This window comes from Rhizobium sp. AC27/96, from assembly GCF_001692325.1.
Lineage (GTDB): Bacteria > Pseudomonadota > Alphaproteobacteria > Rhizobiales > Rhizobiaceae > Rhizobium.
Genome location: NZ_LXKN01000001.1, coordinates 1,272,691 through 1,297,694, shown reverse-complemented (window position 1 = coordinate 1,297,694; position 25,004 = coordinate 1,272,691). Strand labels below are relative to the sequence as shown.

Here is a 25,004-nt window from a genome sequence, read left to right as displayed (position 1 = left end):
CCTCAGGCGGGAATACGCGGTTCTGCTTCCTGCGCAACGCGCTCGGCAGCACGCCGTTTGTTTTCCCGATAGAATGTATAGATGCCGGAGGCAATGACAATCGCGGCGCCGATGATGGCCCAGCCGTCGGGCATCTCGCCGAAAGCGATCAGGCCGAGCAGCGAAGACCAGATAAGGCTCAGATAGCGAAACGGCGCGACGAAGGAAATCTCGCCGGTGCGCATAGCGAGGATAACGGCCTGATAGCCGATGAGCACGAGGACGGATGCCAGCAGGATCTGCAGGAGCGATGTCATGCTCACCGGCTGCCAGCCGCCGAGGGGAACGATGCAGAGCGCGCCAAAGACGGAAATCGAAATCGCGGTGCACACCGTCACCATCAGTGAGGGCACATTCTTGTCGATGCAGCGTGTCGCCAGATCGCGGGCGGCGGTCGCGAACATGCAGGCTGTCACGAGCAAGGCAGCCAGGGTAAAGCCGTGCGGTCCGGGCCGGATGATGATCAGCACGCCGATGAAGCCGACCAGAATGGCCGCCCAACGCCGCCAGCCCACGGGTTCCTTCAGAAATATCATTGCTCCGAGTGTCACTGCCAGCGGCACGGCCTGCTGAATGGCGGAGGCATTGGCGATCGGCATCATGCCAAGCGCGGTGATGTAGGTGGCGGCCGCTATCGCTTCACAGGCGATGCGCAGGGCGATCATCGGTTGCAGTATGACCTTCCAGGATCGCAGTGCCCCCATCCTGCGCGCGAGCAGATAGACAATGAACGCTGTGAACAGGCCGCGGATGAAGATGATCTGCCCGGCATTCATGGAAGCGACGATCGCTTTCGACAGCGCATCGCTACAGGAGAAGCCGGCCATGGATGCGGCCATCAAAAGCGCACCCTGCGTGTTCTTGGTCAATTGCATTGATATAGATGAGTCCCCGGAGATACCGTTCTGGAGTAGCGCCGTTTCAAGCAAATTGGAATCGCTTGTCGGCCGCCATCGAGCGAATTCGATTGTGCAACGCAGCAGAGTTGTTGCGGTTGAGCGATTTTCGCGTTTTGGTGGTGAGATAAAGCGCCGGTTGTAGATTTTTGCCTGTCCGGCCGGCTTTTGCTGCCCCGATTAATGCTTATTCAATCTTATTTCTGGAGGGTCGCGGAGGTTTTGCATGAGGCAGAAGCATCTACGGTAGCGCAGCAGGAATGACCGTCCCGCCATCGCCGGATACTTATTAGATCCATTTGGGGCGCCGCATGTTTTTCATTGATCGTCTTTTGCAAAGCCGCCGGATTGTTACCAAGGTCCTCATCTTCGTAGTGCCCTTGGTGGTTCTTATCGCCGGTGTCGGCCTGGTCGGCTATCACACGGCCAATATTCTGAACGGTCATATGACCGTGACGCGCGCGACGATCGAAAACATCAGCGATTTCGAAAATCTGCAAGCCGCCCTTCAGGAATTCACAGCTGGTCCATCGGAGGAGACGCGCCAGGCGCTCGCCGACAAGATCGATGCGCAAGAGCAGGGCGTGCATCGCCTGAGCGGGCTGCTGAGCGATGACCAGCGCGACAAGATCACTACCGTCGCCGAGCTCGCCGCCAAGATGCGCACGCAGGAAGCGACGCTCTGGTCTATCCGGCAGAAGCAGGACAGCGACGTCGAGACCATCCGCAAGGCTGTGCAGAACATCGAAGCGACAGGCAAGGCCGCCGGCAAGCAGATCGATATCATCCGCAAGGATTTCAGCGACAAGGAAACCTTCGCCAAGGAGCTGCTCTACGATGCAGCCGCTTATAAGGGTCTGTCGGAAAAGATGAGCAATCTGCGCATCCAGGTGCAGATGGCAGCCGATTCCACCGAAGAAATTTCCGATGCGCGCACCTATGCCGACGCCATCTTGAAGCAGGTCACGGTATCGAAGGCTCTGGTTTCCAAGCGCGGCGCGGCGCTCGTCAACAATGCCTCCGATGCTGCCGACAAGCTCGATGCCGTCCTGAAAAGCTCCGGTACGCCCGACCAGAAGGTCGAGGCGATGGGGCCGATCCTGCAGAGCTTCGTGAAGATCGAAGGCGAGATGACGCTGCAATCGGCCAAGAACAGCGATACTGCCGCCGATCGTTTCGTCAGCCTCGACAAGATCATCGACGGTCAGAAAGAGCTTCTCGACCATGTCGACGAGGCTCTGGGCATCGTTGATCGCCTGACACTGCATGCCTCGCGCATGGAGAATGTTCGTGATGCTGCTTCGCGCGAACCCGTGATGGCGGATCTCAAGGATCTGCAGGTTGCCGCCGCGAAGATCTCCGCGCTCGGGCAGACCAACGCCACCATGCGTGATTTTGCCGCTCATGTGCAGCCGCTGATCGATGGCCTTACCAATGGCTCGGCCGATCTGCTGCAGACGGCAGCCGATTGGAAAACGACACGCGTTCAGTCCAACGCCCTTTTGGCCGATGCTATGACGTCGCTTCGCAGCTTCGTCGCCCAGGCACAGGAAATCGGCAAGGAAGACAGTGAGCGCTCGGCCAATGTCTCCGTGATCGCGATGATCCTCGGCACGCTGCTCGCCATCGTCGGCGGCCTGATGCTGGTGGAAACCCTGCGCGGACCGTTGAAGCGGGTGTCCGAGGTCATGACGCGGCTTGCAAGTGGCGATCTGGACGTGGCGATCGATGGGCGCAATCGCGGCGACGAGATCGGCGACATGGTGCGCTCCGTCAGTGTTTTCCGTGATGCTGCGCTGGAAAACGTCCGGCTGGAACGCGAAGCGGAGAGCGCCCGGGCGCTGTCGGCGGAAGAAGCCTCGCGCCGCGCCGCCGAGCGCGCCCGTATCGAAGCCGAACAGAAACAGGCGCTCAACGCGCTAGCCGATGTTCTCTCAAAGCTTGCCGACGGCAATCTCGAAGAAAGCATGCGCGAAGACCTGTCGGCCGACTTCGTTGAAATGGCCTTCACCTACAATCACGCCATCGAGGCGCTGCGCGAGACGCTGACGGATGTTCGCTATACCGCCGAAGAGATCAAGGGCGGCACTGGCAACCTCGCCATGTCGGCCGACGACCTGGCGCGGCGCACCGAGCAGCAGGCGGCCGCTCTCGAGGAAAGCTCACGGGCTCTCCATCGCCTGAGCGACGTGGTTCGCTCGACGGCAGACCGCGCGCGGCAGACCGCGACTTCGGTCAACGAGACGCAGGCCTATGCGACCCAATCCGGCGAAGTGGTTGCCAAGGCTGTTGGCGCCATGAGCGAGATCAATCGTTCCTCCGAGAAGATCGCCACCATTATCGGCGTCATCGACGAGATTGCCTTCCAGACCAATCTTCTTGCATTGAACGCAGGCGTCGAGGCGGCGCGTGCCGGCGAGGCGGGTCGCGGCTTTGCCGTCGTGGCACAGGAAGTGCGCGAGCTGGCGCAGCGCTGTGCCAATGCGGCAAAGGAAATCAAGGGGTTGATCTCGGCGAGCTCCACCCAGGTGCAGAACGGTGTCCGCCTGGTCGAGCAGACCGGCGCTGCGCTGGCGGAGATCATCAGCCACGTTACCGGCGTCCAGAGGCTCGTCTCCGATATTTCTTCCGCGACCTCGGAACAGTCGACGGGCATCGAGGAAGTGACCCGTGCCGTCGCCGAAGTGGAATTGATTACCCAGCGGAATGCGGCAATGGTCGAGGAGAACAACGCCGAGATCCATGGTCTGCGTCAACGCGTCGATACGCTTTCCGAAAAGATCGATCGGTTCCGCACAGGCGAGGGTGATGTGGGATACGAAGATTACAATGTTACCGAGGCTCGCTATCGCGCTGCCTAAAGTAAAATATTAGAAAATAATCATAAATATTTGAAAGCGCCGGGTCACTGGTCCGGCGCTTTTCGATTTTGGTTGTCATTTGGTCGTGGGATTGAACGGTGGGGCGACGTCCGCCACGGCACCTGCCTTCAGGATAGCAATCCCGGGGATTTATGGAGTTGCTCTTCGCGCCAGCGCTGCCAGCGGCGACGTAATTCGCCCGAGCGCAATCCGATGGGTTCTTCGAGTATCTCGGCCCCAATGATCCGGTCGGTGCGGAAATGCCGGAAACCCTGTCGCAGTTCACACCAGGCGACCAAGAGGCTGCTCGTCTCGGCATAGCCGAGGATCACAGGCCACACGGTGCGCTCGGTCTCGTCGCCCGCCTCGGAGCTGTAGCGGAGCCGCAGTTTCACACCGTTGCGGATTGCCGATCTGAGCAGCGAGGCATCGACATGCTCTTCCAGCTTGCCGAAAGTCGGTCTTGCGCCGACGGTCGGCTCGAGGATGAAGAGACGCAGGCGCTCGGGGACGACGGCGGCGATCTTCGCTACCACATCGCGCGCGGCATTGGCGAGGGCCTTGTCGGAATGGCCCGCGACCCACTGCGCGCCCAGCACCACTGCCTCCAGTTCGTCTGGCGCCAACATCAGCGGCGGCATGTCGTAGCTGGTGGCGAGCACATAGCCGAGCCCTGCTTCGCCTTCGATGGGAACTCGCTGGCCGATCAGGTCGGCCACGTCGCGATAAACAGTGCGCTTCGAAACTTCCAGTTCCGCTGCCAGCGCCTTGGCCGTCACAGGTCGGGTTGATCGGCGCAGAATCTGGATGATCTGAAACAGTCGGTCGGCACGGCGCATCGCATACTTACTCCTGCTGACAGTATGGTGGCAGCAGGGCTGTGCGACAAGAGGGTCTTCGAAGCCGCAGAAGGCTTCGCCCTCCATCGAAAGGACTTGCTATGAAGCTCGCCTCCATCCGTCTCATTACCGCTGATATCAATACCATGGTTGCCTTTTATGAAATGGTGACCGGGTTCCAGGCCAAATGGCTCGCCCCGGTCTTTGCCGAGATCGAGACGTCGGGGGTTGCGTTGGCGATCGGCGCGGTCGAAACCGTTGCTCTTTGGAAAGAGGGCAGCGCCGAGCCAGGCGCCAATCGCACTGCCTTTATCGAATTCCAGGTCGAGGATATCGATGCCGAATACGAACGACTGAAGGACAAGGTTTCGCTTGTTCAGGAGCTGAAGACGATGCCCTGGGGCAACAAGACGTTCCAGTTCCGCGATCCCGAGGGCACCGCGGTGTCCCTGTATATGCCGGCAACCGAAGAGGCGAAGAAGCGGTTCGCGGCTCGCTAGAGCCCTTTCGCTTTTCTTCGAATCGCGAAAGCGCTCTATCTCTTTGTTTTTACGCATTTCCGGACGGAAACCCGCTGTGCACTTTTCCTGGAAATGCTCTAGTGGCGCTTGCCTTGGGCCGGGCAGATCATCGGCTCAAGTGGAGCGTTTCGCCATCGGCGGGGATCAGCAGGTGCGACGGATCGATACCCGCCGTATTTGCTGCCTGGCGGAGATCTTGCCGCGTGATCGTCGCGTGGTCGAGCGCTTCCATATGGGTTGCAACGACGATCGCCTGCGGCGCGAGGCGGCTGACTGCGACGGTCTGCTCGGCATCCATGACGATCAGATCGCCATCCCAGCGCGCGCCGCAGGAATGGGTGATGATGATGTCGGGCGAGACCTGCCCGATCGTGTCGGCGACCGGCGGATAAAGCACGGTATCGCCGGCCCAATAGACGGTGGGTTCGCCGGGAGCTTCCAGCGTGAAGCCGATGACATGGCCCATTTTCTCGACGACCGGGCCGAGGCCATGGCTGCCTTGCCGCGGCGTGATCGTTATTCCCTGCCAGACCGTGGTTTGGAGCAGAGTCGTGACATCAGTGAAGCCGGATTCGCGGATAGAGCTTTCGTCGCCGGGCTGGCAGAGGAGCGGCAGGGTTTTCGATACACGCTCTTTCGCAACCGTATCGAAGTGATCGGTGTGCAGATGCGACACGATCACCAATTCCACTCCCTGGAGAATACCGTCGATGGAGCCGGGTAGTTCCGTCATCGGGTTGGGAGAGCGGCCGGTAAAGGATGGCAAGCTGTGGCGTGGCGCGAAATAGGGATCGATCAGCAGCACATGGCCGCCATAGGTGATCTTCAGCGTCGCATTGCGAATGAGCTCAAGCTGCATTTGATTGTCTCGATCTTGATCAGCCGCCGGTGACGCTCATGTGGCGCGCAACAGCCGGGCGATTGTGAGTACGATCGATAATGAAGTCGTGGCCTTTCGGCTTGCGGGTGATGGCTTCGTCGATCGCGGCGTAAAGGAGAGCGTCATCTTCGGTCGCGCGCAGAGCCGTGCGCAGATCGGCCGCGTCGTTCTGGCCGAGACACATGTAAAGCGTGCCGGTGCAGGTGAGGCGTACGCGATTGCAGCTCTCGCAGAAATTATGCGTCATTGGCGTGATGAAGCCGAGCCGGCCGCCGGTTTCCGCCACGTTGACGTATCGGGCCGGGCCGCCGGTCTTGTAGGGAATATCGCTTAGCGTGAACTGGCGCTCGAGATCGCTGCGCAGCTTGGAGAGCGGCAGATACTGATCGGTGCGATCCTCTTCGATCTCGCCCATCGGCATCGTTTCGATAACGGTGAGGTCCATGCCTTTGCCGTGTGCAAAGCGCATCAGCTCGGGGATTTCCGTTTCGTTGAAATCCTTGAGGGCGACGGCGTTGAGCTTGATCTTCAGGCCAGCCCTTTGCGCGGCGTCGATGCCTTCCATCACCTTGGCGAAATCGCCCCAGCGGGTAATCGCCCGGAATTTGTCGGGGTTGAGGGTATCGAGCGAGACGTTGATGCGCCGCACGCCGCAATCATACAGCTCATCGGCATGGCGGGCGAGCTGCGAGCCGTTCGTCGTCAGCGTCAATTCGTCGAGCGCGCCGTCCTGCACGCGCTTGCCGAGTTCGCGGACCAGAAACATAATATTCTTGCGCACCAGAGGTTCGCCACCGGTGAGCCTGATCTTGCGGACACCCTTGGCGATGAAGGCGGAACAGAGCCGGTTGAGCTCTTCGAGCGTCAGCAGATCCTTCTTCGGCAGGAAGGTCATATGTTCCGCCATGCAATAGGTGCAGCGGAAATCGCAGCGGTCGGTGACCGAAACACGCAGGTAGCTGACGGCTCTCCCGAAGGGGTCGATCATGGGGGACGCATCCGCCTGCAGCGCTGATGCGTTGCCTATGGTACCGACTATGCTGTTCACACGAACCTCCGTTACACTGCTAATGTGTGCATAGGCGATTGTTGCGTCAAGGCAAATGCATTTTGATTGCACTTGCGCGTGAACGAATGGCAGCATAATCCTCAAAACGAGCATTGAACGACATGGAAAAGCTGATGAGCGACGTCTGGCCGACAGAACTGAAGGTATCGAAGGACCGCCGCCATCTGGTGGTGAGCTTTGACGACGGCACGAGTTTCGATCTGCCGGCCGAGATGCTGAGGGTCTTGTCACCCTCCGCCGAGGTTCAGGGCCATGGGCCGGGGCAGAAGGTCACCGTGCCGGGCAAGCGCAATGTCGGCATCATGTCGATGACGCCGACAGGCAATTATGCCGTGCGCATCGGCTTCGACGACATGCACGATACCGGCATTTTCACCTGGACCTATCTGCGTGAACTCGGCCAGAAGGGCCACGAACTTTTCGCGGCATATGAAGCCGAATTGAAAGAGAAGGGCCTCACTCGCGATACGGCCGGAAGGTCTCACTGATATTGGCATCAACGACCTGAGAAGGGGCGCAGGCATGATCCTTGGGGGTAGGGAAAGCTGGCTTCGCGCCAAGGGCAGCAAGAACGAGAGCAAGGTCTCCTTCGTCGAGCTGTTTTTCGATCTGGTATTCGTCTTTTCGATTTCACAGCTTGCCCACACCTTGGCCGAGCACTTCACGCTTTTGGGTGGGCTTGAAACGATCATGCTGATCTTTGCCGTATGGTGGGTGTGGGTCTTTACCGCCTGGGTGACGAATTGGCTGGACCCGGATCGCATGCCGGTGCGCATCATGCTGTTCGTGCTGATGTTTGCCGGGCTTATTCTATCGGCGGCGATCCCGGAGGCCTTCGGTGAGAAGGCGATTTTCTTTGCCGGCGCCTATGTCTTCATGCAGGTCGGCCGCTCGCTGTTTACGGTCTATGCCCTCAGGGATGTCAGCCCGGCCAATCACCGCAACTTCCTTCGTATCACGACTTGGCTCGTATTCTCGGGCATCTTCTGGATCACCGGAGCGCTTCTCGAAGGCGAGATGCGGGTGGTGCTTTGGCTCGCGGCGCTGGTCATCGAATATGCAGCGCCTGCGCTTGGATTTCGTGTTCCCGGTCTCGGCAAGTCGACCACGGCGGATTGGGATGTGTCGGGTGCGCATCTTGCCGAACGCTGCGCTTTGTTCATCATCATCTGCCTTGGCGAAGCCGTCCTGCAGGCAGGCAAGACCTTTGCGGAACAGCCGGTTACGCCCCTGATCATTGCGGTGTTCATCACGGCTTTCGTCGGTACCGTTGCGCTGTGGTGGATCTACTTCCAGTTCGGGCACGAGCGGGCGGCTCATCGCATCGAGCATGATGATACCCCAGGCAGCCTGGCGCGGCAGGCCTTCACCTATGCGCATATCCCTATCCTCGCCGGCATCATCCTGAGTGTCGTCGGCGACGAATTCCTGTTTGCGCACCCGCATGACCGGGCCGATATCCATGCCGCTGCCGCCATTCTTGGCGGTCCGGCCGTGTTTTTGATCGGAAACCTCTGGTTCAAGGGCGCAACGACCGGGCGTCCGCCGCTGTCGCATGCGGTCGGCCTTATCGGACTGGCCTTACTGCTTCTTACCTTGCCGATGGTGGTGGTCTACCAGCTTGGCATTCTCGCGGCGGCAGTGCTCGTCGTCGTGGCGATCTGGGAGTTTGCTTCTCTGACACGGGTTGTCCCGTCGGCGCGTTCGGCCGGGGATCATTGATCGCCGACCGTCTCTAGTGGTTCGCTCTCGTCCTGCATCAGCAGGCTGACGATTCGCTCCATATGCACGGTCATGAGTTCGCATTCCTCGACGGGCGCCTGTGACAGCATGCGATCGATAAGCGCCGTCTGGATGGTCATGGCTTCCTCGGTGACGCGGCGGCCTGCCTCGGTCAAATAGAGGCGAAGAACGCGCTTGTCCTGCTTGTCGCCACGGCGCTCGATCAAGCCGCGGCTCTCCATTTGCGGCAACAGCATGCTCATGTTGGAGCGGCCGACCAGCAGCTTGCGGGCAAGTTCCTGCTGGGAAATGCCTTCGAAACGAAAGAGATTGACGAGAATATCGAGATGCGGCGGCTTGATGTCGAGAGGCGCCAGGGCGCGTCCGAGCGATTGCTGCATCAGCTGGCAGGCGCGCGCCACGGCGATCCAGCTTCGAAAACGCGGGTGGTCCCAGGGAAGGGATTGATTTTTGTTCATCGTTGTACTTTATTGTTCATAGTTGAACATTATTGGATTCCCACTATGCCATCCTTTGCGCTCAAGGTCACCCGGTCGAGCCTCTCCGGCCTCGGCAGGCTTTCGCCGAAGCTCGCCGGCAAGGCTGGTTTCAGGCTTTTCTGTCTCACTCCGTCGCGGCGGCCGCGTAGTGCCAAGGCCACGGCCGCCTATATGGAGGGCCGGGAACGTCTTGCGGTAGCAGAACAGTTCATGCTGCCCTTTCCCGGCGGACGCGCCATGGCCTATCGCTTCAACGGCGGCGCCAAGGGGCCGCGCAAGCGCTACCTCGTCGTTCATGGCTGGGGTTCCAGCAGCGAGTACATGTCCGAGCTGACGGCTTTTCTTGCCGGAACCGGGGCTGAGGTGATCTCGCTCGATCTTCCCGGACACGGCCGCTCCACCGGCCGCTTCCTCAATATACGCCTTGCGGTTTCGGCTATAGCAGCAGCGTCGGAGCGCTTCGGTGTCCTTGATGCCGCGATCGGCCATTCATTCGGTGGTGCCTCGCTGGCACTTGCATCTGCGGGCTTTCTGCCGGGCATCGATCCTATCGAGACGAAGAAGCTGGTGCTGATCGGGGCGCCCAGTGCCATGGGATGGCTGTTCAAGGATTTCGGCCGCCTGATGCATCTTCAGCCGCAGACGCAACATGCGCTGGAGGCCGAGGTCGGGCGTGTGACGGGCAGGGCGCTTACCGCCTATGACGAGCGGCGCGGCATTCTCGATCCCGACCGGCCGGTTCTTGTCATCCATGCCGAGGACGACAAGGAAGTGAGTGCCGATCATGCCCGTGCCTATGCCGCGCAGGGAGCGCATGTTCGCCTCGTCTGGGCCAACGGCTTCGGTCATCGGCGCATCGTCAGCGCCGCTCCGGTATTCGAGGCGATCGATAGCTTTCTTGCGGAAGCTATCATTGCAGAAAAACCGCTCGAAACTGGCGATGGGACGGTGCTATCCTTCTATAGATCCCCGGTTCGGCGCTCCTCGTAACGAGACATGTGCTGCGCCGGATTTTTGGCAGGGCGCCGCATAATGAACGCGAGGCAGCATGCGCATCGTTACTTCAGTCGAGGAATTGAGAGAGCTTTACGGTCATGTCGGCGAGGCGTCGATCACCAAGGTGACGACGGTGCTTACGCCGCTATACCGACGAATGATCGAAGCTTCGCCGTTCATGGCACTGGCAACAGTGGGGCCGGAGGGGTTGGATTGTTCACCGCGCGGTGACCTTGGCGGTGTCGTCCGTGTCGCGGATGAACGGACACTGCATCTTCCGGATTGGCGGGGCAATAATCGTGTCGACTCGCTTGAGAACATCGTGCGCGATCCGCGCGTGGCGCTGATGTTCCTGGTTCCCGGCTCGAATACGACGATGCGGCTCAACGGTCGCGCGGTGGTCTCCATCGAGCCGAGCCTGCTTGATGGTTTTGAGATGGATGGAAAGCACCCGCGCTGCGTTGTCGTGATCACGATCGATGAGGTGTATTTCCAGTGTGCACGCGCTGTCATGCGGGCCGAACTCTGGAATGCCGAGCGTTTCGCCGATCCCGTGAGCCTACCTACGCCAGGTATGATGCTGAAGGCAGCGAAGGGTGATTTCGATCAGGAAGCCTATGATCGGGAGTGGCCGGCGCGAGCCGCCAAGACTCTCTGGTAGATTAGGCGCTTCGATAAGCAGAACCGCCGGGCTGCCTGGGAAAGCAGCGCCGGCGGTTGGTTGGCTGCACTTCTAGTTCTTGTAGATGAGCCAACTTTTGGTGAAGTCTTTCTGCATGCTTTCCTGATAGACGTTCCAGCAGTTGCGGCCGGCATTCTTGGCGCAATAGAGCGCAAGATCGGCCTTGTTATAGAGTTCGCCGGAATCCGCCGTCTCCGATGCCATGCACACACCCAGCGAAATGGTAACGGGACCGTAGTCGACCCGAGTGCGCGAATTCTTGAACGGCGTGGTCTCCAGGGAGTGGCGGATGCGCTCGCAAACCGTTGTGACTTCCTCCGCCGTGACGCCTTCCATGATCAATGCGAACTCTTCGCCGCCGACACGGGCGACGAAGACCTCGCGCCGGACATTGGCGCGGATAATGGAGGCAACGGTGGCAAGGATCTTGTCGCCGACGGGGTGGCCGTAGGTGTCGTTGATCCTTTTGAAATGATCGATATCGGCCAGCACGAGCGCCGTCGTCGGGCGGGTCAGCTGATTATCAAAAATGGAGATCAGGCGATCCTCGAAGGCGCGGCGGTTGGAAAGCCGCGTCAGCGCATCCGTATTGGCGATGCGCTTGTATTCATCCAGTTCCTTGCGGACCTGATCCATCTCCTGGCTACGTTGCACCACGTTCTCGACGATCTTTTCGCCCTGAGCCATCGTGTCGCCGGTTGCCGTAGTCAGCATGTCGATCGCGTTGCGCAACAGCTCGGCGCTGTTATGGCTTCTGGAACTCATGCGCTCGCAGGTTTCGCCCAGAAGCCGATTGTAGCTCTCGAGCGTCGTCTGCTCCTGCTTCAATGCGCGCAGGACACCGTCCAGCTCAACCGTCAGCCGGGCGTGGGCGTCGTCGAAAACGCGGCCCGCATGCTGTGGAAAATACTTGGCGCCGATCGTGTCCAGTTCCTCCTGCGTCGCACTGTTGCCAAGGGCAGCCAGTTCGCGGGTCAGGGCAGGATTCGAACCGATATAGGCCTCGTAGAAAAGCTCGTAATTGCGCGGAATAGGTGCGATCCCCATGGATCGCATGGCGTAGGTGATCTGCCCTGCCACGTCGGGAATTTGCGCCTTTGGCGCAATCGCCGTACTCATCGGTGAGCTCCGTAACATGTATTGGTTGAACCCATTTTTTAGTTACACCAAGATTCTTTGAAAAATCTTAAGAAGATGATTATGAATAGATATTGATCACTAAAGTTTTACTCAAAAGTTTTATAATTAAAGCATGTTTTGCATACGAAGGCGCCACCGGCGCCTTCTTTAAATTCAGCCAAAGGAACTGTCGTCACCCCAGGTTGAGCTCCTGGAAGAAGTCATTCCCCTTGTCGTCGATGACGATGAAGGCCGGGAAATCTTCCACCTCGATCTTCCAGACCGCTTCCATGCCGAGCTCGGGATATTCCAGTACCTCGACCTTCTTAATGCAGTCTTGCGCAAGGCGGGCGGCCGGGCCGCCGATCGAGCCGAGATAGAAGCCGCGATATGTCTTGCAGGCTTCACGCACCGCGCGGGAGCGGTTGCCCTTGGCGAGCATGATCATCGAGCCGCCGAACGACTGGAACTGGTCGACATAGCTGTCCATGCGGCCGGCTGTCGTCGGCCCGAAGGAGCCGGAGGCGTAGCCCGCAGGCGTCTTTGCCGGGCCGGCATAATAGACCGGGTGGTTCTTCAGGTATTCCGGCATGCCTTCGCCCTTTTCCAGGCGCTCACGGATTTTTGCGTGCGCCAGGTCGCGGGCGACGATGATCGTGCCGGTCAGGGACAGGCGCGTCTTGACCGGATGCTGCGACAGCTCGGCAAGGATTTCAGCCATCGGCCTGTTGAGGTCGATGCGAACCATCGATTCGGAAAGCTTGGCCTCGTCGATCTCGGGCATGTATTTCGACGGATCGGTTTCGAGCTGCTCGATGAAGATGCCGTCGCGGGTGATCTTACCCTTGGCCTGGCGGTCGGCGGAACAGGAAACGCCAAGCCCGATCGGCAACGAAGCGCCGTGACGGGGCAGGCGGATGACGCGGACGTCGTGGCAGAAATACTTGCCGCCGAACTGTGCGCCGACACCGAGGCTCTGGGTGAGCTTGTGGATTTCCTTTTCCATTTCGATATCCCGGAAGGCATGCCCGCTTTCGGAGCCTTCCGTGGGAAGACAGTCGAGATATCGCGTCGAGGCGAGCTTGACGGTCTTCAGGTTCATCTCGGCCGAGGTTCCGCCGATGACGATCGCCAGATGGTAGGGGGGACAGGCTGCCGTGCCGAGCGTCAGGATCTTCTCCTTCAGGAAATCCAGCATGCGGTCATGCGTCAGAAGTGATGGAGTGCCCTGATAGAGGAAGGTCTTGTTGGCCGAGCCGCCGCCCTTGGCGACGAAGAGGAACTCGTAGGCGTCGGTGCCTTCCTCGTAAATGTCGATCTGCGCCGGTAGGTTGTTCTTGGTGTTCTTTTCCTCGAACATCTTGATCGGTGCGAGCTGTGAATAGCGCAGGTTCTTCTTCTCGTAGGCGTCGAGCACGCCCTTGGCCAGCGCACTGCTGTCGCCGCCTTCGGTCCAGACGCGGCGGCCCTTCTTGCCCATGATGATCGCCGTGCCGGTGTCCTGGCACATGGGGAGCACGCCGCCGGCGGCGATATTGGCATTCTTCAGCAGATCATAGGCCACGAACCGATCGTTGTCGGTCGCCTCGGGATCGTCGAGGATGGACGCCAATTGCTTCAGGTGGCCGGGCCGCAGCAGGTGATTGATATCGGCAAAAGCCGTCTCGGCGAGCAGGCGGATGCCTTCCGGATCGACAGTCAGGATGTCCTGACCCTTGAACGTGTCGACGGAAACATAATCGCTCGAAATCTTGCGGTAGGGAGTGGCGTCTTCCCCGAGGGGAAACAGATCGTCAGCCATTTGGAAAACCTTTCAAGCCGGATGGCGGAGGAAGATATTTGGAAACGATCTAAATCCGGCTCGTCTCAAAAGCAATCGGCTGAAATCAACTCGGGATTTCAATAGGTCGATTGTCAACGCGGCATAGACAATCGGTGCTGAAAGTTCTGACTTCTAAGAACGATCGGAAAGGCGCAGATTCCAGTCAACAGGGCAGGGCAAACGCGCCCGACAAGCCTGGAAATGAGGGATTGAGATCATGGATATCTCCCACAATCAGCATCACAATATTTCGCCGCTGGCAGTTGCGGCGCTTATAGCGGGTATCGGCATTTTCGGTGCTATCCACGACGGTTACCTGAAGCACGCCTTTCACAAGGAAATACTGGCGAGCATCGATCCGGTGACCGTGATCACGGCGAGCGACATGGTTTCGCCGCAGCAAGAGAGAAGGGCAATTGCCCCCAGGGTGCATAAGCCGGCCACGGTAGACGCCCGTTAGAGGCGTCGATCAGGCAGGCACCCCGCAAATATCCGGAAGTGCCTGCCCGCGTTCGTGCATTCCTACTTCGGGCCGATCATCGTTTCCGGCCGGACGATGGCGTCATATTCTTCTGAAGACACCAGCCCGCTTGCGAGAGCTTCTTCCTTCAGCGTCGTGCCATTCTTGTGGGCCGTCTTGGCGATCTTGGCGGCGTTGTCGTAGCCGATCTTCGGCGCGAGCGCGGTCACCAGCATCAGCGAGCGTTCGAGGCCGGCCTTGATATTGTCTTCGCGGGCCTCGATGCCGACGAGGCAATTGTCGGTGAAGGAGACGGCGGCGTCTCCGAGCAGCTGCACCGACTGCAGGAAATTGTAGGCCATCATCGGATTGTAGACGTTGAGCTCGAAGTGGCCCTGGCTGTCGGCGAAGGTCAGCGCGGCATTGTTACCGAAGATATGGATGCAAACCTGCGTCATCGCCTCGCATTGGGTCGGGTTGACCTTGCCCGGCATGATCGACGAGCCCGGTTCGTTTTCCGGCAGGGCCAGTTCGCCGAGGCCGGAGCGCGGGCCCGAACCGAGCAAGCGGATGTCATTGGCGATCTTGAAGAGCGCGGCCGCCGCGGCATTGATGGCGCCATGGCTGAAGACCATCGAATCGTGCGCAGCCAGCGCTTCGAACTTGTTGGGCGCGGTGACGAAGGGCAGGCCTGTAATCTTGGCGATCTCGTCGGCAACCTTCTCAGCAAAGCCGATCGGCGCATTGAGGCCGGTGCCGACCGCGGTGCCGCCCTGGGCGAGTTCGCAAAGGCCCGGCAGCGTCAGCTCGATGCGCTTGATGGAAGAGGCGACCTGAGCCGCATAGCCCGAAAACTCCTGGCCCAGCGTCAACGGCGTTGCATCCTGCGTATGGGTGCGGCCGATCTTGATGATATGGGCGAAATCCGCGACCTTCTTTTCCAGGGCCGCGTGCAGATGCCGCAGCGACGGAAGCAGATGGTGGACGATCTGCTCGGCGCAGGCGATGTGCATGGCCGTCGGATAGGTGTCGTTCGACGACTGGCTCATGTTGACGTGATCATTCGGATGAACCGGCTTCTTTGAGCCCATGACGCCGCCGAGCATTTCGATCGCGCGGTTCGAGATCACTTCATTGGCATTCATGTTTGATTGCGTGCCCGAGCCGGTCTGCCAAACCACCAGCGGAAAATGGTCGTTGAGCTTGCCGTCGATGACTTCCTGCGCCGCTGCCTCGATCGTCTTGCCGAGCGCCGGGTCCAGCTGCCCAAGCTCGGCATTGGCGCGTGCGGCTGCCTGCTTGACGATGCCGAGGGCGCGTATGACCGACAGCGGCTGCTTTTCCCAGCCGATCTTGAAATTGCCGAGCGAACGCTGCGCCTGTGCGCCCCAATAGCGGTCGCTGGCAACTTCGATCGGGCCGAAGGTATCGGTTTCGGTGCGGGTGGAAGTCATGTTCCTGATCCTGCCTTCTATGGAAATAGCTAGCAGCCATATAGGCCCGAATGGCGCCCATGAAAACAGCAAAGCGGATTTTCATGATTATAAAAGTCATGTTTTGAATCCGCCCTGAGGCGTGCCCTTTTTGACACGCCGCTCATATATTCTCGAAGATGAATTTTCCGGCGCTTAAAAAGCTCGGGAAATTTCAATAAAAGATTAACCAATAATTTCATAATTTTGTGTGAATTGAATCACGGAGCACGTCTTCGCTTCGTAACGTGAAGTTGAGACACTGAACGAAAGGCGGGTCTCGCTGTTTTCATAGTAAAGGGTATACGATGTCTGAGACATCGCGGCCCAGTTGAAACAGCGCCGTCTGGCTCGAAGTTATCGCACGATACAGGGACTGATTAGAGAATGAAACTTGCAGCCAAAGCCACATCATCCGTCCTGGCTCTTTCCTGTTGCCTTTCCGCAGTCGGCGCGACGTCGGCGAGCGCCATGACCCTCATGGATTTTATCCGTGGTGGGCAGGGGCGTCAGCAGAGCACTCAGGTATCGGCTCCGGTCCCCGTCAATCCGGCGCAGACGATGATCGATCCTGGTCAGCCCGGGCAGGCAAAGCTGCCGCTGCCGAAGGTCGATGCGCCGAAATATTATACGTACAAGGCGGACTCGATGCGTCTCGTGTCGACTTCGCATTTCGCCGATCCGGTGGTAACCGGCGCCGTCGCGGATGCATCGCCCACGCCCACTGCAATCGATACCGAAGGCTCGCAGCGCCGTTACCTATCCGACGCGCGGGTTATGGCGACCAATGACGTCGCCAAGGCCGTCGAGTCTTACTATGCGGATCAGAGCAAGCCGCTTCTCTGGGTCGCCGATCATGCCGTCAGCGAGAAGGCAAAGGCCGCCCTGGGCGTTCTTGCCGACGCCGGCTCCGTCGGTCTCAACCCCGCAGACTACGCCGTAACGCCTCCGGCCGCCGATGCGGCGGATGTCGATCCTGTGTTGCGCGATCGCGCGCTGATGCAGTTCGAACTGGCGCTTTCCACCAAGGTGCTGATGTTCGTCCAGGATACGGTCCGTGGCCGTCTCGACCCGAACAAGATCTCCGGCTACCACGACTTCAAGCGCAAGGATGTCAACCTGACAGCCATGCTCGACGTGCTGCGCGCAAGCCCCGATGTTGCCGCCTATCTCAACAGCCGCAGCCCGTCCAACCAGCAGTTCACGCTGCTCAAGGCCGAGCTTGCCAAGCTGCGCGCCGAATCCAGTGCCGATGGCAGCGCCATCACCGTTTCCCTGCCCGGCATTCTGAAGCCGGGCAGCAGCTCGCCGGAAATGGCCAATATCGTCAAGGCAATCCAGCATCGTGGATCTGATGCGCTGAAGACGGCGCATGCCGACGTTCTCGCGTCCTATCTCGGCACGCCCGATTACACGCCGGACCTCGTTTCCCTGGTCGAAGACTTCCAGAAGGAAAAGGGCCTGACGTCGGATGGCGTCATCGGCCCGTCTTCGGTTCGCGCCATGGTCGGCGAGAACAACGACACCAAGATCCAGAAGCTTGTTATCGCCATGGAGCAGCTGCGCTGGCTGCCGCCTGAACTTGGACCGCGCTACGTGCTGATCAACCAGCCGGCTTTCATGGTCTATTACTACAATAACAACCAGGAACAGCTGTCGATGCGCGTCGTCGTCGGCGGCAAGCAGCACCAGACCTTTTTCTTCGAGAACCAGATCCAGACGGTCGAGTTCAATCCGTTCTGGGGCGTCCCGCAGTCGATCATTATCAATGAGATGCTGCCGAAGCTGCGCGCCGATCCGAACTATCTCGACCGCATGGGCTATCAGGTCGAGGTCGGCGGTCAGGCCGTGGCATCGTCCAGCGTCGACTGGTATGGCTCGACCAAGAACATCGCCGTGCGCCAGCCGCCGAGCAGCGACAATGCTCTTGGCGAGTTGAAGATCCTCTTCCCGAACTCTCATGCGATCTACATGCATGACACGCCGCAGAAGAGCTTCTTCAAGAAGGACATGCGCGCCCTCAGCCACGGCTGCGTCCGTCTGGCCGATCCGCGTGCCATGGCTGCCGCCGTTCTGAATACAACGGTCGATGACGTCGCCAAGCAGATCGCCGCCGGCCAGAACAAGGCTGTCGCCGTGCCGCAGAAGTTCCCGATCTACATCGCTTACTTCACCGCGTGGCCGAACAAGGATGGCGTCATCCAGTATTTCAACGACGTCTACGATCGCGACGCTGCTACGCAGAAGGCGCTGGATACGACCACCAAGTCGCGTACCGCTCAGATCTGAGTTGCGAGCTGGCAGAAAAACAGAGGGCGGCCGATTGGCCGCCCTTTTGCTTTTGCGTTCAGGCGTCTAGCCCTCGAGGCGGTTTTCTTGCGTTACCTCAATTTTTCGCTTCAATACGCCATTCGCGACTACCAAAGGTAACGTCGAAGCGCGACAGGAACGAGCGTCCGAGCAGACCGTCGACCTCGTTGCCCAGGGCCGCGTCGTCTTCGAGCACAGCGGCTGTGATGTCACTGGCTTCGACGTGACCGACCTTCACCGTTGCCGCGGTGGTGTGTATGGCCTGGGAAACGCCGTTGGCAGTCTGCAGCGAGATTCCGTTGCCCCCATCGACTGGAATTTTCGCGCGTGCGGCGAAAGCTTTACTGACAGCCACGAAACTCGCGCCGGTGTCCACAATGAACGTACCTTCCGTGCCGTTGACCGAGACCCTGGCAAGGATAACGTTCTTGCCTTGAGTTGGAAATCGATCGCTGCCGGTGGCATAGGTCGAGGTACACTTCCCTTTTGTTTGATATTCCTTGATAATTCCGCGCACGATTGCCGTATCGTTCCGATCGGGATTCGTGGATACCCAGAGCTGAAGCGGGCCGATTGCCTCGCAATACTCTCCAAGATCTCGATAGCTGTTCGAAAGGCCTTCGAAGACCATGCTGTTCAGCATTGCGATGTTGTCGGTCAAGCCGATGACCGAATAGTAGTCGTCGATGGCTTCGCGGTATTTCTTTGCATTCCCGCGTATTTGAGCGCGCTGGAAATAGAAATCCGGCATTCCCGGCGACATTATTATCAGGTCATTCGAGACCTTCAGCGCTTCATCGAAATCGCTGAGATTATCGAGTATATTGGCAGCTGCGCTCAGGGCGACGTTGGAGGGTTTGCATTTGTTGGAGAAGGCAATGAAGACCTTGGCTGCCTCTCGGCTGTAACCCTGTTTCTGCAGTTCGCCTGCAAATTTGTAAACCGCATTCCAATCGCAATGCTCGCGCCGGAGCATGTCGAGATCGGCCGCCATGATTGCTCGTCCGGCAACCACATTCGGCAGGGGATCAATGTCGAAATGCTTGTACACCGCCATCAAGGCGGCATCGGGCGCCGCGTATGTTGCCTGCTCGACATAGCCGACAACGCGGTCGCCATAGACGTAGAACCAAAGGCCGGCGCACAGAGCCGCGAAAATGATAAGTGTCCGGACAACCGGAGCAAGCCACCCTCTGCGGCTCGGCAATCTACCGCTGTTACGGTCTTCTGGATCTGCTGTAAGCACGCGGCCACTCCAACGCCTGACTACCTTTTGCCTCGGCATCACTTCCGGATGGATATTTCCATTCCGCTATTCGTTGGGATGGTCGCGAGACGTCTAAAAGTTGTGGCGCAGTCGCGCGTATATCGCAAGGCCGTCTGCAACCTTGCGGACTGAACTAACAAGGATTTTTCAAGGTTCAGGCGGCGAGCATTCCCTCGACGAGCTCGGGGGTGAGTTCGTCATAGTGGTAGATGATCCGGCTTGGCTCGAGCGTTTCAATGCCGACGTCGGAATAGCCGAAGGGGACGGCGATCGAGGGAACGCCGGCGTTCCGGGCAACGAGAATATCGTTGACGCTGTCGCCGATCATGATGGTGCGGGCGATGTCGCCTCCGGCGCGTTCGACGGTGCCGATCAGGTGTTCGGCATTTGGCTTGCGCACGGCGAACGTATCGCCGCCGGTGATGGCTTCGAAATAATGCGTGAGGTCGAGTTTATCGAGAAGCGTGCGGGCGAGGGATTCCATCTTGTTCGTGCAGACGGCGAGCTTGTAGCCCTTGCTCTTCAGCATGCCGAGCGCGGCCACGAGCCCGGGATAGGGTTGTGTGACGCCAGGCATGGTCTCGGAATAATGCGTGATGAAGCGCTGCATGAGAGCCGGCACTTCTTCCGGCGTCAGCGTGTAGCCATGCAGCCTGCAGGCCCTTTCGATCATCACTTGCGCGCCGTAGCCCACGAGGTGGGTGATGTCATCGTAGGTGACCGGCGGCAGCATGAGCGCCGCGATGGTGTGGTTCAGGCTAACGATGAGATCTGCGTGCGTGTCGAGCAGCGTGCCATCGAGATCGAATACGACAAGGGGAGATGTCACGAGGAGTAGGCCTTTGCATGGAAAGAAATAGAGCGTCTTTCGGAGTTAGAAGATCGCACGCGCAATTGCAACCGAAGGCCCTGCAAGCTTCGGCAAAGAGGCGCGGGGATTTCTATCTTGTGCCGTTATTTTGGCTTTCGTTTGGCTGGAGAGCCGTGTAAACAGCAGACCAACGTAACAATGGGAGCAGGTGGCGCATGGACGCCCGCCAGATGAAGATTGAGGCTGCAAGAGCGGCCCTGACCTATGTCGAGAGCGGCATGCGGCTCGGGATCGGCACCGGCAGCACGGCGGAGGAGTTCGTTCGGCTGCTTGCCGAGAAAGTCGCATCCGGCCTCTCGATCGAAGGCGTTCCGACATCGGAGCGGACAGCAAAGCTGTGCAACGAGCTTGGCGTGCCGCTGAAGTCGCTGGACGAGCTTCCCGCACTCGATCTCACCATTGACGGCGCCGACGAACTGGACGGCGCGCTCACCCTGATCAAGGGCGGAGGCGGCGCGCTGCTGCGTGAAAAGATCGTCGCGGCCTCGTCGGCCCGCATGATCGTGATTGCCGACGAAAGCAAGCTCGTTCAGACGCTTGGCGCGTTTCCGCTGCCGATCGAGGTCAATCCCTTCGGCCTTGCTTCAACACGCATTCTCATCGAGAAGGCTGCGTCGCGTCTCAACCTGTCCGGCGCGCTCAATCTGCGTCTCGCGGGTGACAAGACCTTCGTCACCGATGGTGGACATTTTATCATTGATGCATCTTTCGGCCGCATTCCTGATGCAGAGGCGCTGTCGACTGAGCTGCATTCGATTCCCGGCGTTGTCGAACACGGGCTCTTTATCAATATGGCGACATTAGCGATCATTGCCGGCCCCGGCGGTGCGCGTACGTTGCGGGCGAACAATACATAGGAGCACTCATCTCATGATCAAATTTGCGGGTCTTGGCCGTTTTGCCGCTGCAACCATTCTTCTTTCCGGCATTGCGTTCGGCTCTGTCAGCGCTCAGGAAGTTTCCGAGGATCAGATCAAGGCTGCACGCGCCGCCATCAACGCACTCGGCATCACCAATCAGTTCGACAACATCCTGCCGAATCTGGCCGAGCAGCTGAAGAGCACGATGATCCAGGCCAACCCGAACTTCGGCGATGCGATCAACTCCACGGTTGATGCCACCGCACTGGCTCTTGCACCGCGCCGCGCCGATCTCGAACGTGAAGCCGCCGTGACCTATGCCAAGGCCTTTTCGGCCGACGAACTCAAGGCAATCGCCGATTTCTACAATTCGGCAGCCGGCAAGAAGCTCCTGAAGGACGGCCCGCTGGCAACCCGCGAACTCTACAAGGCTGCTGACATCTGGAGCCAGGGCATTTCGCGCGATCTCGCCAACCAGAGCAACGACGCCTTGCAGAAGGTCGTGAAGCAGCCGGTCGCCGCACCGGACGCAGGCGCGCCCGCACAGCCTGCAGCGAAGCCTTAAGCTGTCTTTTTCGCAAGGTCGTTCTCAAGGCGGAATTTCACGTTTTCGGAATGATCCGCAAGCAGTTACAAATTCAAAGCCCGGATACCATTCCGGGCTTTTCTTTTTGTGCCGCGACTTCCTATATGAATGCCAACCCCCATTGGCGCTTCGCGCGCGTTTTGACGTTTACAGGAGCCATCCATGCCTTCGTTTGATTTCGACCTTTTCGTGATTGGCGGCGGCTCCGGCGGCGTGCGCGGCGCGCGCGTGGCCGCATCGCTCGGCAAGAAGGTCGGGATCGCCGAGGAGTATCGCTATGGCGGCACCTGCGTCATTCGCGGCTGCGTACCGAAAAAGCTGTTCGTCTATGCCTCGCAATACAGCGAGCATTTCGAGGACGCGGCCGGCTACGGCTGGACGGTCGGCGAGAGCAGCTTCGACTGGAAGAAGCTGATTGCGGCCAAAGACAAGGAAATTGCTCGCCTGGAAGGCCTTTATCGCAAGGGGCTCGATAACGCCAAGGCCGAGATCTTCGACACCCGCGCCGAACTGGTGGATGCCCATACGGTCAAGCTGCTGAAGACCGGCCAGACGGTGACGGCCGAAACCATCGTCATTGCCACCGGCGGCAGGCCGAACCTGCATACGGCGTTGCCCGGTCATGAGTTTTGCATCTCGTCGAACGAAGCTTTCCATCTTGAGGAATTGCCGAAGTCGATCCTGATTGCCGGCGGCGGCTATATCGCCGTCGAATTCGCGAATATCTTCCATGGTCTCGGCGTCGAGACGACGCTGATCTATCGCGGCGCCGAGATCCTCTCGCGGTTCGACCAGGACCTGCGGAAGGGTCTGCATGAGGCGATGGAGGAGAAAGGCATCCGCATTCTCTGCCACGACATCATCCAGAGCGTGGAGAAGGTGGAAAATAGGCTCCATGTCCAGACGAAGAACGACAAGAGCCTGACGGTTGACACCGTTATGCTGGCGCTTGGCCGTATGCCGAATACGGAAAGCCTCGGCCTGGAAGCCGCCGGCGTAGCGGTCAACGAGCAGGGCGCTGTTGTCGTTGACGAGTATTCGCGCACATCCGTGCCGAATATCTATGCGCTTGGCGACGTCACCGACCGGGTACAGCTGACGCCCGTCGCGATCCATGAAGCCATGTGCTTTATCGAGACCGTCTACAAGAACAATCCGACGCGGCCGGATCACGAACTGATCCCGACAGCCGTGTTCTCACAGCCGGAGATCGGTACGGTCGGCCTCAGCGAAGAAGATGCGGCCAAGCGCTATCCGGAACTCGAAGTCTATCGTGCTCAGTTCCGGCCGATGAAGGCGACGCTTTCGGGACGTACCGAAAAGATGATCATGAAGCTGATCGTCAATACTGCTGACCGCAAGGTGATCGGCGCTCATATTCTCGGCCATGATGCCGGCGAGATGGCGCAGCTGCTCGGCATTACGCTGAAGGCCGGCTGCACCAAGGACGATTTCGATCGCACCATGGCCGTTCATCCCACCGCGTCGGAAGAACTGGTGACGATGTATTCGCCGAGCTACCGCATCCGCAATGGCGAGCGCGTGTAACACCTCGCTTTGGTGCAGTTATCGCCCGCGCCACAAAAGATCAGCACAGTAGTTTGCCCGCCTTTGCAAGCGGGCGGCAAAGGTTTATAAGCGCGCGTTATTTACGACGACGGGACGCCCGGCAAAGACCGGGCGCGCAAGCAGGTGAGTGAGATGGCACAGAATTGGACACCCAGCAGTTGGCGGCAGAAACCGATCCAGCAGGTGCCGGATTTTCCGGATAAAGCAGCGCTAGCAGACACCGAAGCACAGCTCGCAAGCTATCCGCCGCTGGTTTTTGCCGGCGAAGCCCGCCGTCTGAAGGCGCATCTGGCCAATGTCGCCGAAGGCAACGGTTTCCTGCTGCAGGGCGGCGATTGCGCTGAAAGCTTCGCGGAACACGGCGCGGACAACATTCGCGACTTCTTCCGCGCCTTCCTTCAGATGGCTGTCGTGCTGACGTTTGGTGCGCAGCTGCCGGTGGTGAAGGTTGGTCGTATCGCCGGCCAGTTCGCCAAGCCGCGCTCTTCGAACATCGAGACGCTGAATGGTGTCTCCCTGCCGAGCTATCGCGGCGATATCATCAACGGCATCGACTTCAACGAAGAGTCGCGCATCCCCAATCCGGAGCGTCAGATGATGGCTTATCGCCAGTCTGCCGCGACGCTCAACCTGCTGCGCGCCTTCGCCATGGGTGGCTATGCCAACCTCGAAAACGTCCAGAAGTGGATGCTAGGCTTCGTCAAGGACAGCCCGCAGGGCGAGCGCTACCGCAAGCTTGCCGATCGCATCGGCGAGACCATGGATTTCATGCGCGCGATCGGCATCACCGCCGAGAGCAATGCGAGCCTGCGCGAAACCGATTTCTTCACCAGCCACGAGGCGCTGCTTCTGGGCTATGAAGAAGCCTTCACCCGCGTCGACTCCACGACCGGCGATTGGTACGCGACCTCGGGCCATATGCTCTGGATCGGTGACCGTACCCGCCAGGCCGACCATGCGCATGTCGAGTATTTCCGCGGGATCAAGAACCCGATCGGTTTGAAGTGCGGTCCTTCGCTGCAGGCGGATGATCTCATCAACCTGATCGACATCCTGAACCCGCAGAACGAAGCCGGCCGGCTGACGCTGATTTGCCGCTTCGGCCACGACAAGGTTGCCGACAACCTGCCGCGCCTCATCCGCGCTGTCGAGAAGGAGGGCCGCAAGGTCGTCTGGTCGTGCGATCCGATGCACGGCAACACGATCACGCTCAACAACTACAAGACCCGTCCGTTCGAACGGATCCTGTCGGAAGTCGAAAGCTTCTTCCAGATCCATCGCGCGGAAGGCACGCATCCGGGCGGCATCCACATCGAGATGACCGGCAAGGACGTGACCGAGTGCACCGGTGGCGCCCGCGCTGTCGGCGCCGAGGACTTGCAGGATCGCTACCACACCCATTGTGACCCGCGCCTCAATGCCGACCAGGCGCTCGAGCTTGCCTTCCTGCTTGCCGAGCGGATGAAGGGCGGCCGCGACGAGAAGCGTCTGCGCGCCCACGGCTGATTGAAATCAGCTTTGCAAATTATCCAGACGGGCCGGCGAAAAGCCGGCCCGTTTCCATTTGTGGCGGACGGATCAATCCGGCTGAAGATGCGCTTCATTTCTTTGAGATTGACCCGCATGCCGTTCTCGGGAAGTTTCCTTGAAAAGGGGAACGATC

The 25,004-nt window shown here is 59.4% G+C and carries 22 protein-coding genes; 12 read left to right on the top strand and 10 right to left on the bottom strand.

The genetic code is table 11. The features are described 5' to 3' along the window. Positions 1-2: 2 nt before the first annotated feature. Entirely contained in the window at positions 3-914 is a 912-nt protein-coding gene (locus tag A6U86_RS06520; RefSeq protein ID WP_068387458.1) for a DMT family transporter, read from the bottom strand. 332 nt (positions 915-1,246) lie between these two features. On the opposite strand from A6U86_RS06520, the gene A6U86_RS06515 reads away from it, so the two are divergent. Further along, complete coding sequence (locus A6U86_RS06515; protein ID WP_068387456.1) at positions 1,247-3,796, top strand: methyl-accepting chemotaxis protein; 2,550 nt, start codon at positions 1,247-1,249, stop codon at positions 3,794-3,796. Between the two features lie 128 nt (positions 3,797-3,924). Here the strand turns inward: A6U86_RS06515 and A6U86_RS06510 are convergent, their stop codons facing one another. Further along, positions 3,925-4,635: a YafY family protein gene (locus A6U86_RS06510; protein WP_068387454.1), complete on the bottom strand. Its 711-nt coding sequence runs from the start codon at positions 4,633-4,635 to the stop codon at positions 3,925-3,927. Positions 4,636-4,736: 101 nt separating this feature from the next. Between A6U86_RS06510 and A6U86_RS06505 the strand changes: the two genes are divergently transcribed. Continuing rightward, a complete protein-coding gene (locus A6U86_RS06505; protein ID WP_068387451.1) occupies positions 4,737-5,135 on the top strand; it encodes a VOC family protein in 399 nt (132 codons plus the stop codon). A gap of 127 nt (positions 5,136-5,262) precedes the next feature. Here A6U86_RS06505 and A6U86_RS06500 read toward each other — a convergent pair whose 3' ends face one another. Further along, positions 5,263-6,015 carry an MBL fold metallo-hydrolase gene (locus A6U86_RS06500; protein WP_068387448.1) on the bottom strand — a complete coding sequence of 251 codons (753 nt, stop codon included), beginning with the start codon at positions 6,013-6,015 and terminating at the stop codon, positions 5,263-5,265. A 19-nt stretch (positions 6,016-6,034) separates the two neighbouring features. Next, positions 6,035-7,084: a GTP 3',8-cyclase MoaA gene (moaA, locus tag A6U86_RS06495; RefSeq protein WP_068387446.1), complete on the bottom strand. Its 1,050-nt coding sequence runs from the start codon at positions 7,082-7,084 to the stop codon at positions 6,035-6,037. A 134-nt stretch (positions 7,085-7,218) separates the two neighbouring features. On the opposite strand from moaA, the gene A6U86_RS06490 reads away from it, so the two are divergent. Together A6U86_RS06490 and A6U86_RS06485 are read left to right on the top strand one after the other, a co-directional pair. Then, positions 7,219-7,593, top strand: a complete 375-nt coding sequence (locus tag A6U86_RS06490) for a gamma-butyrobetaine hydroxylase-like domain-containing protein (RefSeq protein WP_068388023.1) — start codon at positions 7,219-7,221, stop codon at positions 7,591-7,593. A gap of 34 nt (positions 7,594-7,627) precedes the next feature. Next, a complete protein-coding gene (locus tag A6U86_RS06485; RefSeq protein ID WP_068387444.1) occupies positions 7,628-8,827 on the top strand; it encodes a low temperature requirement protein A in 1,200 nt (399 codons plus the stop codon). On the opposite strand, the gene A6U86_RS06480 is transcribed toward A6U86_RS06485, so the two are convergent. After that, complete coding sequence (locus A6U86_RS06480; RefSeq protein WP_068387442.1) at positions 8,821-9,306, bottom strand: MarR family winged helix-turn-helix transcriptional regulator; 486 nt, start codon at positions 9,304-9,306, stop codon at positions 8,821-8,823. The two genes, A6U86_RS06485 and A6U86_RS06480, sit on opposite strands and share 7 nt — an antisense overlap. Positions 9,307-9,351: 45 nt before the next feature. Here A6U86_RS06480 and A6U86_RS06475 point away from each other — a divergent pair, with 45 nt between their 5' ends. Then, positions 9,352-10,317 (top strand): alpha/beta hydrolase, encoded by a 966-nt coding sequence (locus A6U86_RS06475; RefSeq protein WP_068387439.1) that lies wholly within the window; start codon positions 9,352-9,354, stop codon positions 10,315-10,317. Between the two features lie 58 nt (positions 10,318-10,375). Next, entirely contained in the window at positions 10,376-10,984 is a 609-nt protein-coding gene (locus A6U86_RS06470) for a pyridoxamine 5'-phosphate oxidase family protein (RefSeq protein ID WP_068387436.1), read from the top strand. A 72-nt stretch (positions 10,985-11,056) separates the two neighbouring features. On the opposite strand, the gene A6U86_RS06465 is transcribed toward A6U86_RS06470, so the two are convergent. Next, positions 11,057-12,124 (bottom strand): GGDEF domain-containing protein, encoded by a 1,068-nt coding sequence (locus A6U86_RS06465; protein ID WP_068387433.1) that lies wholly within the window; start codon positions 12,122-12,124, stop codon positions 11,057-11,059. 193 nt (positions 12,125-12,317) lie between these two features. Continuing rightward, a complete protein-coding gene (locus tag A6U86_RS06460; RefSeq protein WP_068387429.1) occupies positions 12,318-13,925 on the bottom strand; it encodes a fumarate hydratase in 1,608 nt (535 codons plus the stop codon). A 238-nt stretch (positions 13,926-14,163) separates the two neighbouring features. On the opposite strand from A6U86_RS06460, the gene A6U86_RS06455 reads away from it, so the two are divergent. After that, on the top strand, positions 14,164-14,406 hold the full coding sequence (locus A6U86_RS06455; protein WP_068387426.1) for a hypothetical protein: 243 nt from the start codon (positions 14,164-14,166) through the stop codon (positions 14,404-14,406). A gap of 62 nt (positions 14,407-14,468) precedes the next feature. Here A6U86_RS06455 and fumC read toward each other — a convergent pair whose 3' ends face one another. Continuing rightward, positions 14,469-15,860, bottom strand: a complete 1,392-nt coding sequence (gene fumC / locus A6U86_RS06450; RefSeq protein ID WP_068387424.1) for a class II fumarate hydratase — start codon at positions 15,858-15,860, stop codon at positions 14,469-14,471. Between the two features lie 405 nt (positions 15,861-16,265). Here fumC and A6U86_RS06445 point away from each other — a divergent pair, with 405 nt between their 5' ends. After that, complete coding sequence (locus tag A6U86_RS06445) at positions 16,266-18,167, top strand: murein L,D-transpeptidase (protein WP_068387421.1); 1,902 nt, start codon at positions 16,266-16,268, stop codon at positions 18,165-18,167. 97 nt (positions 18,168-18,264) lie between these two features. Here the strand turns inward: A6U86_RS06445 and A6U86_RS06440 are convergent, their stop codons facing one another. Next, positions 18,265-19,434, bottom strand: a complete 1,170-nt coding sequence (locus tag A6U86_RS06440) for a TIGR02281 family clan AA aspartic protease (RefSeq protein ID WP_158008734.1) — start codon at positions 19,432-19,434, stop codon at positions 18,265-18,267. 175 nt (positions 19,435-19,609) lie between these two features. Next, positions 19,610-20,284: an HAD family hydrolase gene (locus A6U86_RS06435; RefSeq protein WP_068387415.1), complete on the bottom strand. Its 675-nt coding sequence runs from the start codon at positions 20,282-20,284 to the stop codon at positions 19,610-19,612. A gap of 197 nt (positions 20,285-20,481) precedes the next feature. On the opposite strand from A6U86_RS06435, the gene rpiA reads away from it, so the two are divergent. The 4 genes from rpiA to A6U86_RS06415 all read left to right on the top strand — a co-directional run bounded on the left by rpiA (position 20,482) and on the right by A6U86_RS06415 (position 24,847). Further along, positions 20,482-21,183: a ribose-5-phosphate isomerase RpiA gene (gene rpiA, locus A6U86_RS06430; RefSeq protein ID WP_068387414.1), complete on the top strand. Its 702-nt coding sequence runs from the start codon at positions 20,482-20,484 to the stop codon at positions 21,181-21,183. A gap of 13 nt (positions 21,184-21,196) precedes the next feature. After that, the gene (locus A6U86_RS06425) at positions 21,197-21,751 is read left to right on the top strand and encodes a DUF2059 domain-containing protein (RefSeq protein WP_068387413.1); all 555 of its coding nucleotides are present in this window, start codon (positions 21,197-21,199) and stop codon (positions 21,749-21,751) included. A 183-nt stretch (positions 21,752-21,934) separates the two neighbouring features. Further along, positions 21,935-23,320 carry a glutathione-disulfide reductase gene (gene gor / locus A6U86_RS06420; RefSeq protein ID WP_068387410.1) on the top strand — a complete coding sequence of 462 codons (1,386 nt, stop codon included), beginning with the start codon at positions 21,935-21,937 and terminating at the stop codon, positions 23,318-23,320. A gap of 153 nt (positions 23,321-23,473) precedes the next feature. Then, the gene (locus A6U86_RS06415) at positions 23,474-24,847 is read left to right on the top strand and encodes a class II 3-deoxy-7-phosphoheptulonate synthase (protein ID WP_068387408.1); all 1,374 of its coding nucleotides are present in this window, start codon (positions 23,474-23,476) and stop codon (positions 24,845-24,847) included. Positions 24,848-25,004: the final 157 nt, after the last annotated feature.

Coding starts and splice junctions, on each gene's coding strand:
- A6U86_RS06475 (WP_068387439.1), top strand. CDS start 9,352: ATGCCATCCTTTGCGCTCAAGGTCACCCGGTCGAGCCTCTCCGGCCTC.
- A6U86_RS06470 (WP_068387436.1), top strand. CDS start 10,376: ATGCGCATCGTTACTTCAGTCGAGGAATTGAGAGAGCTTTACGGTCAT.
- gor (WP_068387410.1), top strand. CDS start 21,935: ATGCCTTCGTTTGATTTCGACCTTTTCGTGATTGGCGGCGGCTCCGGC.
- A6U86_RS06520 (WP_068387458.1), bottom strand. CDS start 914: ATGCAATTGACCAAGAACACGCAGGGTGCGCTTTTGATGGCCGCATCC.
- A6U86_RS06490 (WP_068388023.1), top strand. CDS start 7,219: ATGAGCGACGTCTGGCCGACAGAACTGAAGGTATCGAAGGACCGCCGC.
- A6U86_RS06515 (WP_068387456.1), top strand. CDS start 1,247: ATGTTTTTCATTGATCGTCTTTTGCAAAGCCGCCGGATTGTTACCAAG.
- A6U86_RS06465 (WP_068387433.1), bottom strand. CDS start 12,124: ATGAGTACGGCGATTGCGCCAAAGGCGCAAATTCCCGACGTGGCAGGG.
- A6U86_RS06460 (WP_068387429.1), bottom strand. CDS start 13,925: ATGGCTGACGATCTGTTTCCCCTCGGGGAAGACGCCACTCCCTACCGC.
- A6U86_RS06510 (WP_068387454.1), bottom strand. CDS start 4,635: ATGCGCCGTGCCGACCGACTGTTTCAGATCATCCAGATTCTGCGCCGA.
- A6U86_RS06425 (WP_068387413.1), top strand. CDS start 21,197: ATGATCAAATTTGCGGGTCTTGGCCGTTTTGCCGCTGCAACCATTCTT.
- rpiA (WP_068387414.1), top strand. CDS start 20,482: ATGGACGCCCGCCAGATGAAGATTGAGGCTGCAAGAGCGGCCCTGACC.
- A6U86_RS06415 (WP_068387408.1), top strand. CDS start 23,474: ATGGCACAGAATTGGACACCCAGCAGTTGGCGGCAGAAACCGATCCAG.
- fumC (WP_068387424.1), bottom strand. CDS start 15,860: ATGACTTCCACCCGCACCGAAACCGATACCTTCGGCCCGATCGAAGTT.
- A6U86_RS06480 (WP_068387442.1), bottom strand. CDS start 9,306: ATGAACAAAAATCAATCCCTTCCCTGGGACCACCCGCGTTTTCGAAGC.
- A6U86_RS06485 (WP_068387444.1), top strand. CDS start 7,628: ATGATCCTTGGGGGTAGGGAAAGCTGGCTTCGCGCCAAGGGCAGCAAG.
- A6U86_RS06505 (WP_068387451.1), top strand. CDS start 4,737: ATGAAGCTCGCCTCCATCCGTCTCATTACCGCTGATATCAATACCATG.
- A6U86_RS06500 (WP_068387448.1), bottom strand. CDS start 6,015: ATGCAGCTTGAGCTCATTCGCAATGCGACGCTGAAGATCACCTATGGC.
- A6U86_RS06455 (WP_068387426.1), top strand. CDS start 14,164: ATGGATATCTCCCACAATCAGCATCACAATATTTCGCCGCTGGCAGTT.
- A6U86_RS06445 (WP_068387421.1), top strand. CDS start 16,266: ATGAAACTTGCAGCCAAAGCCACATCATCCGTCCTGGCTCTTTCCTGT.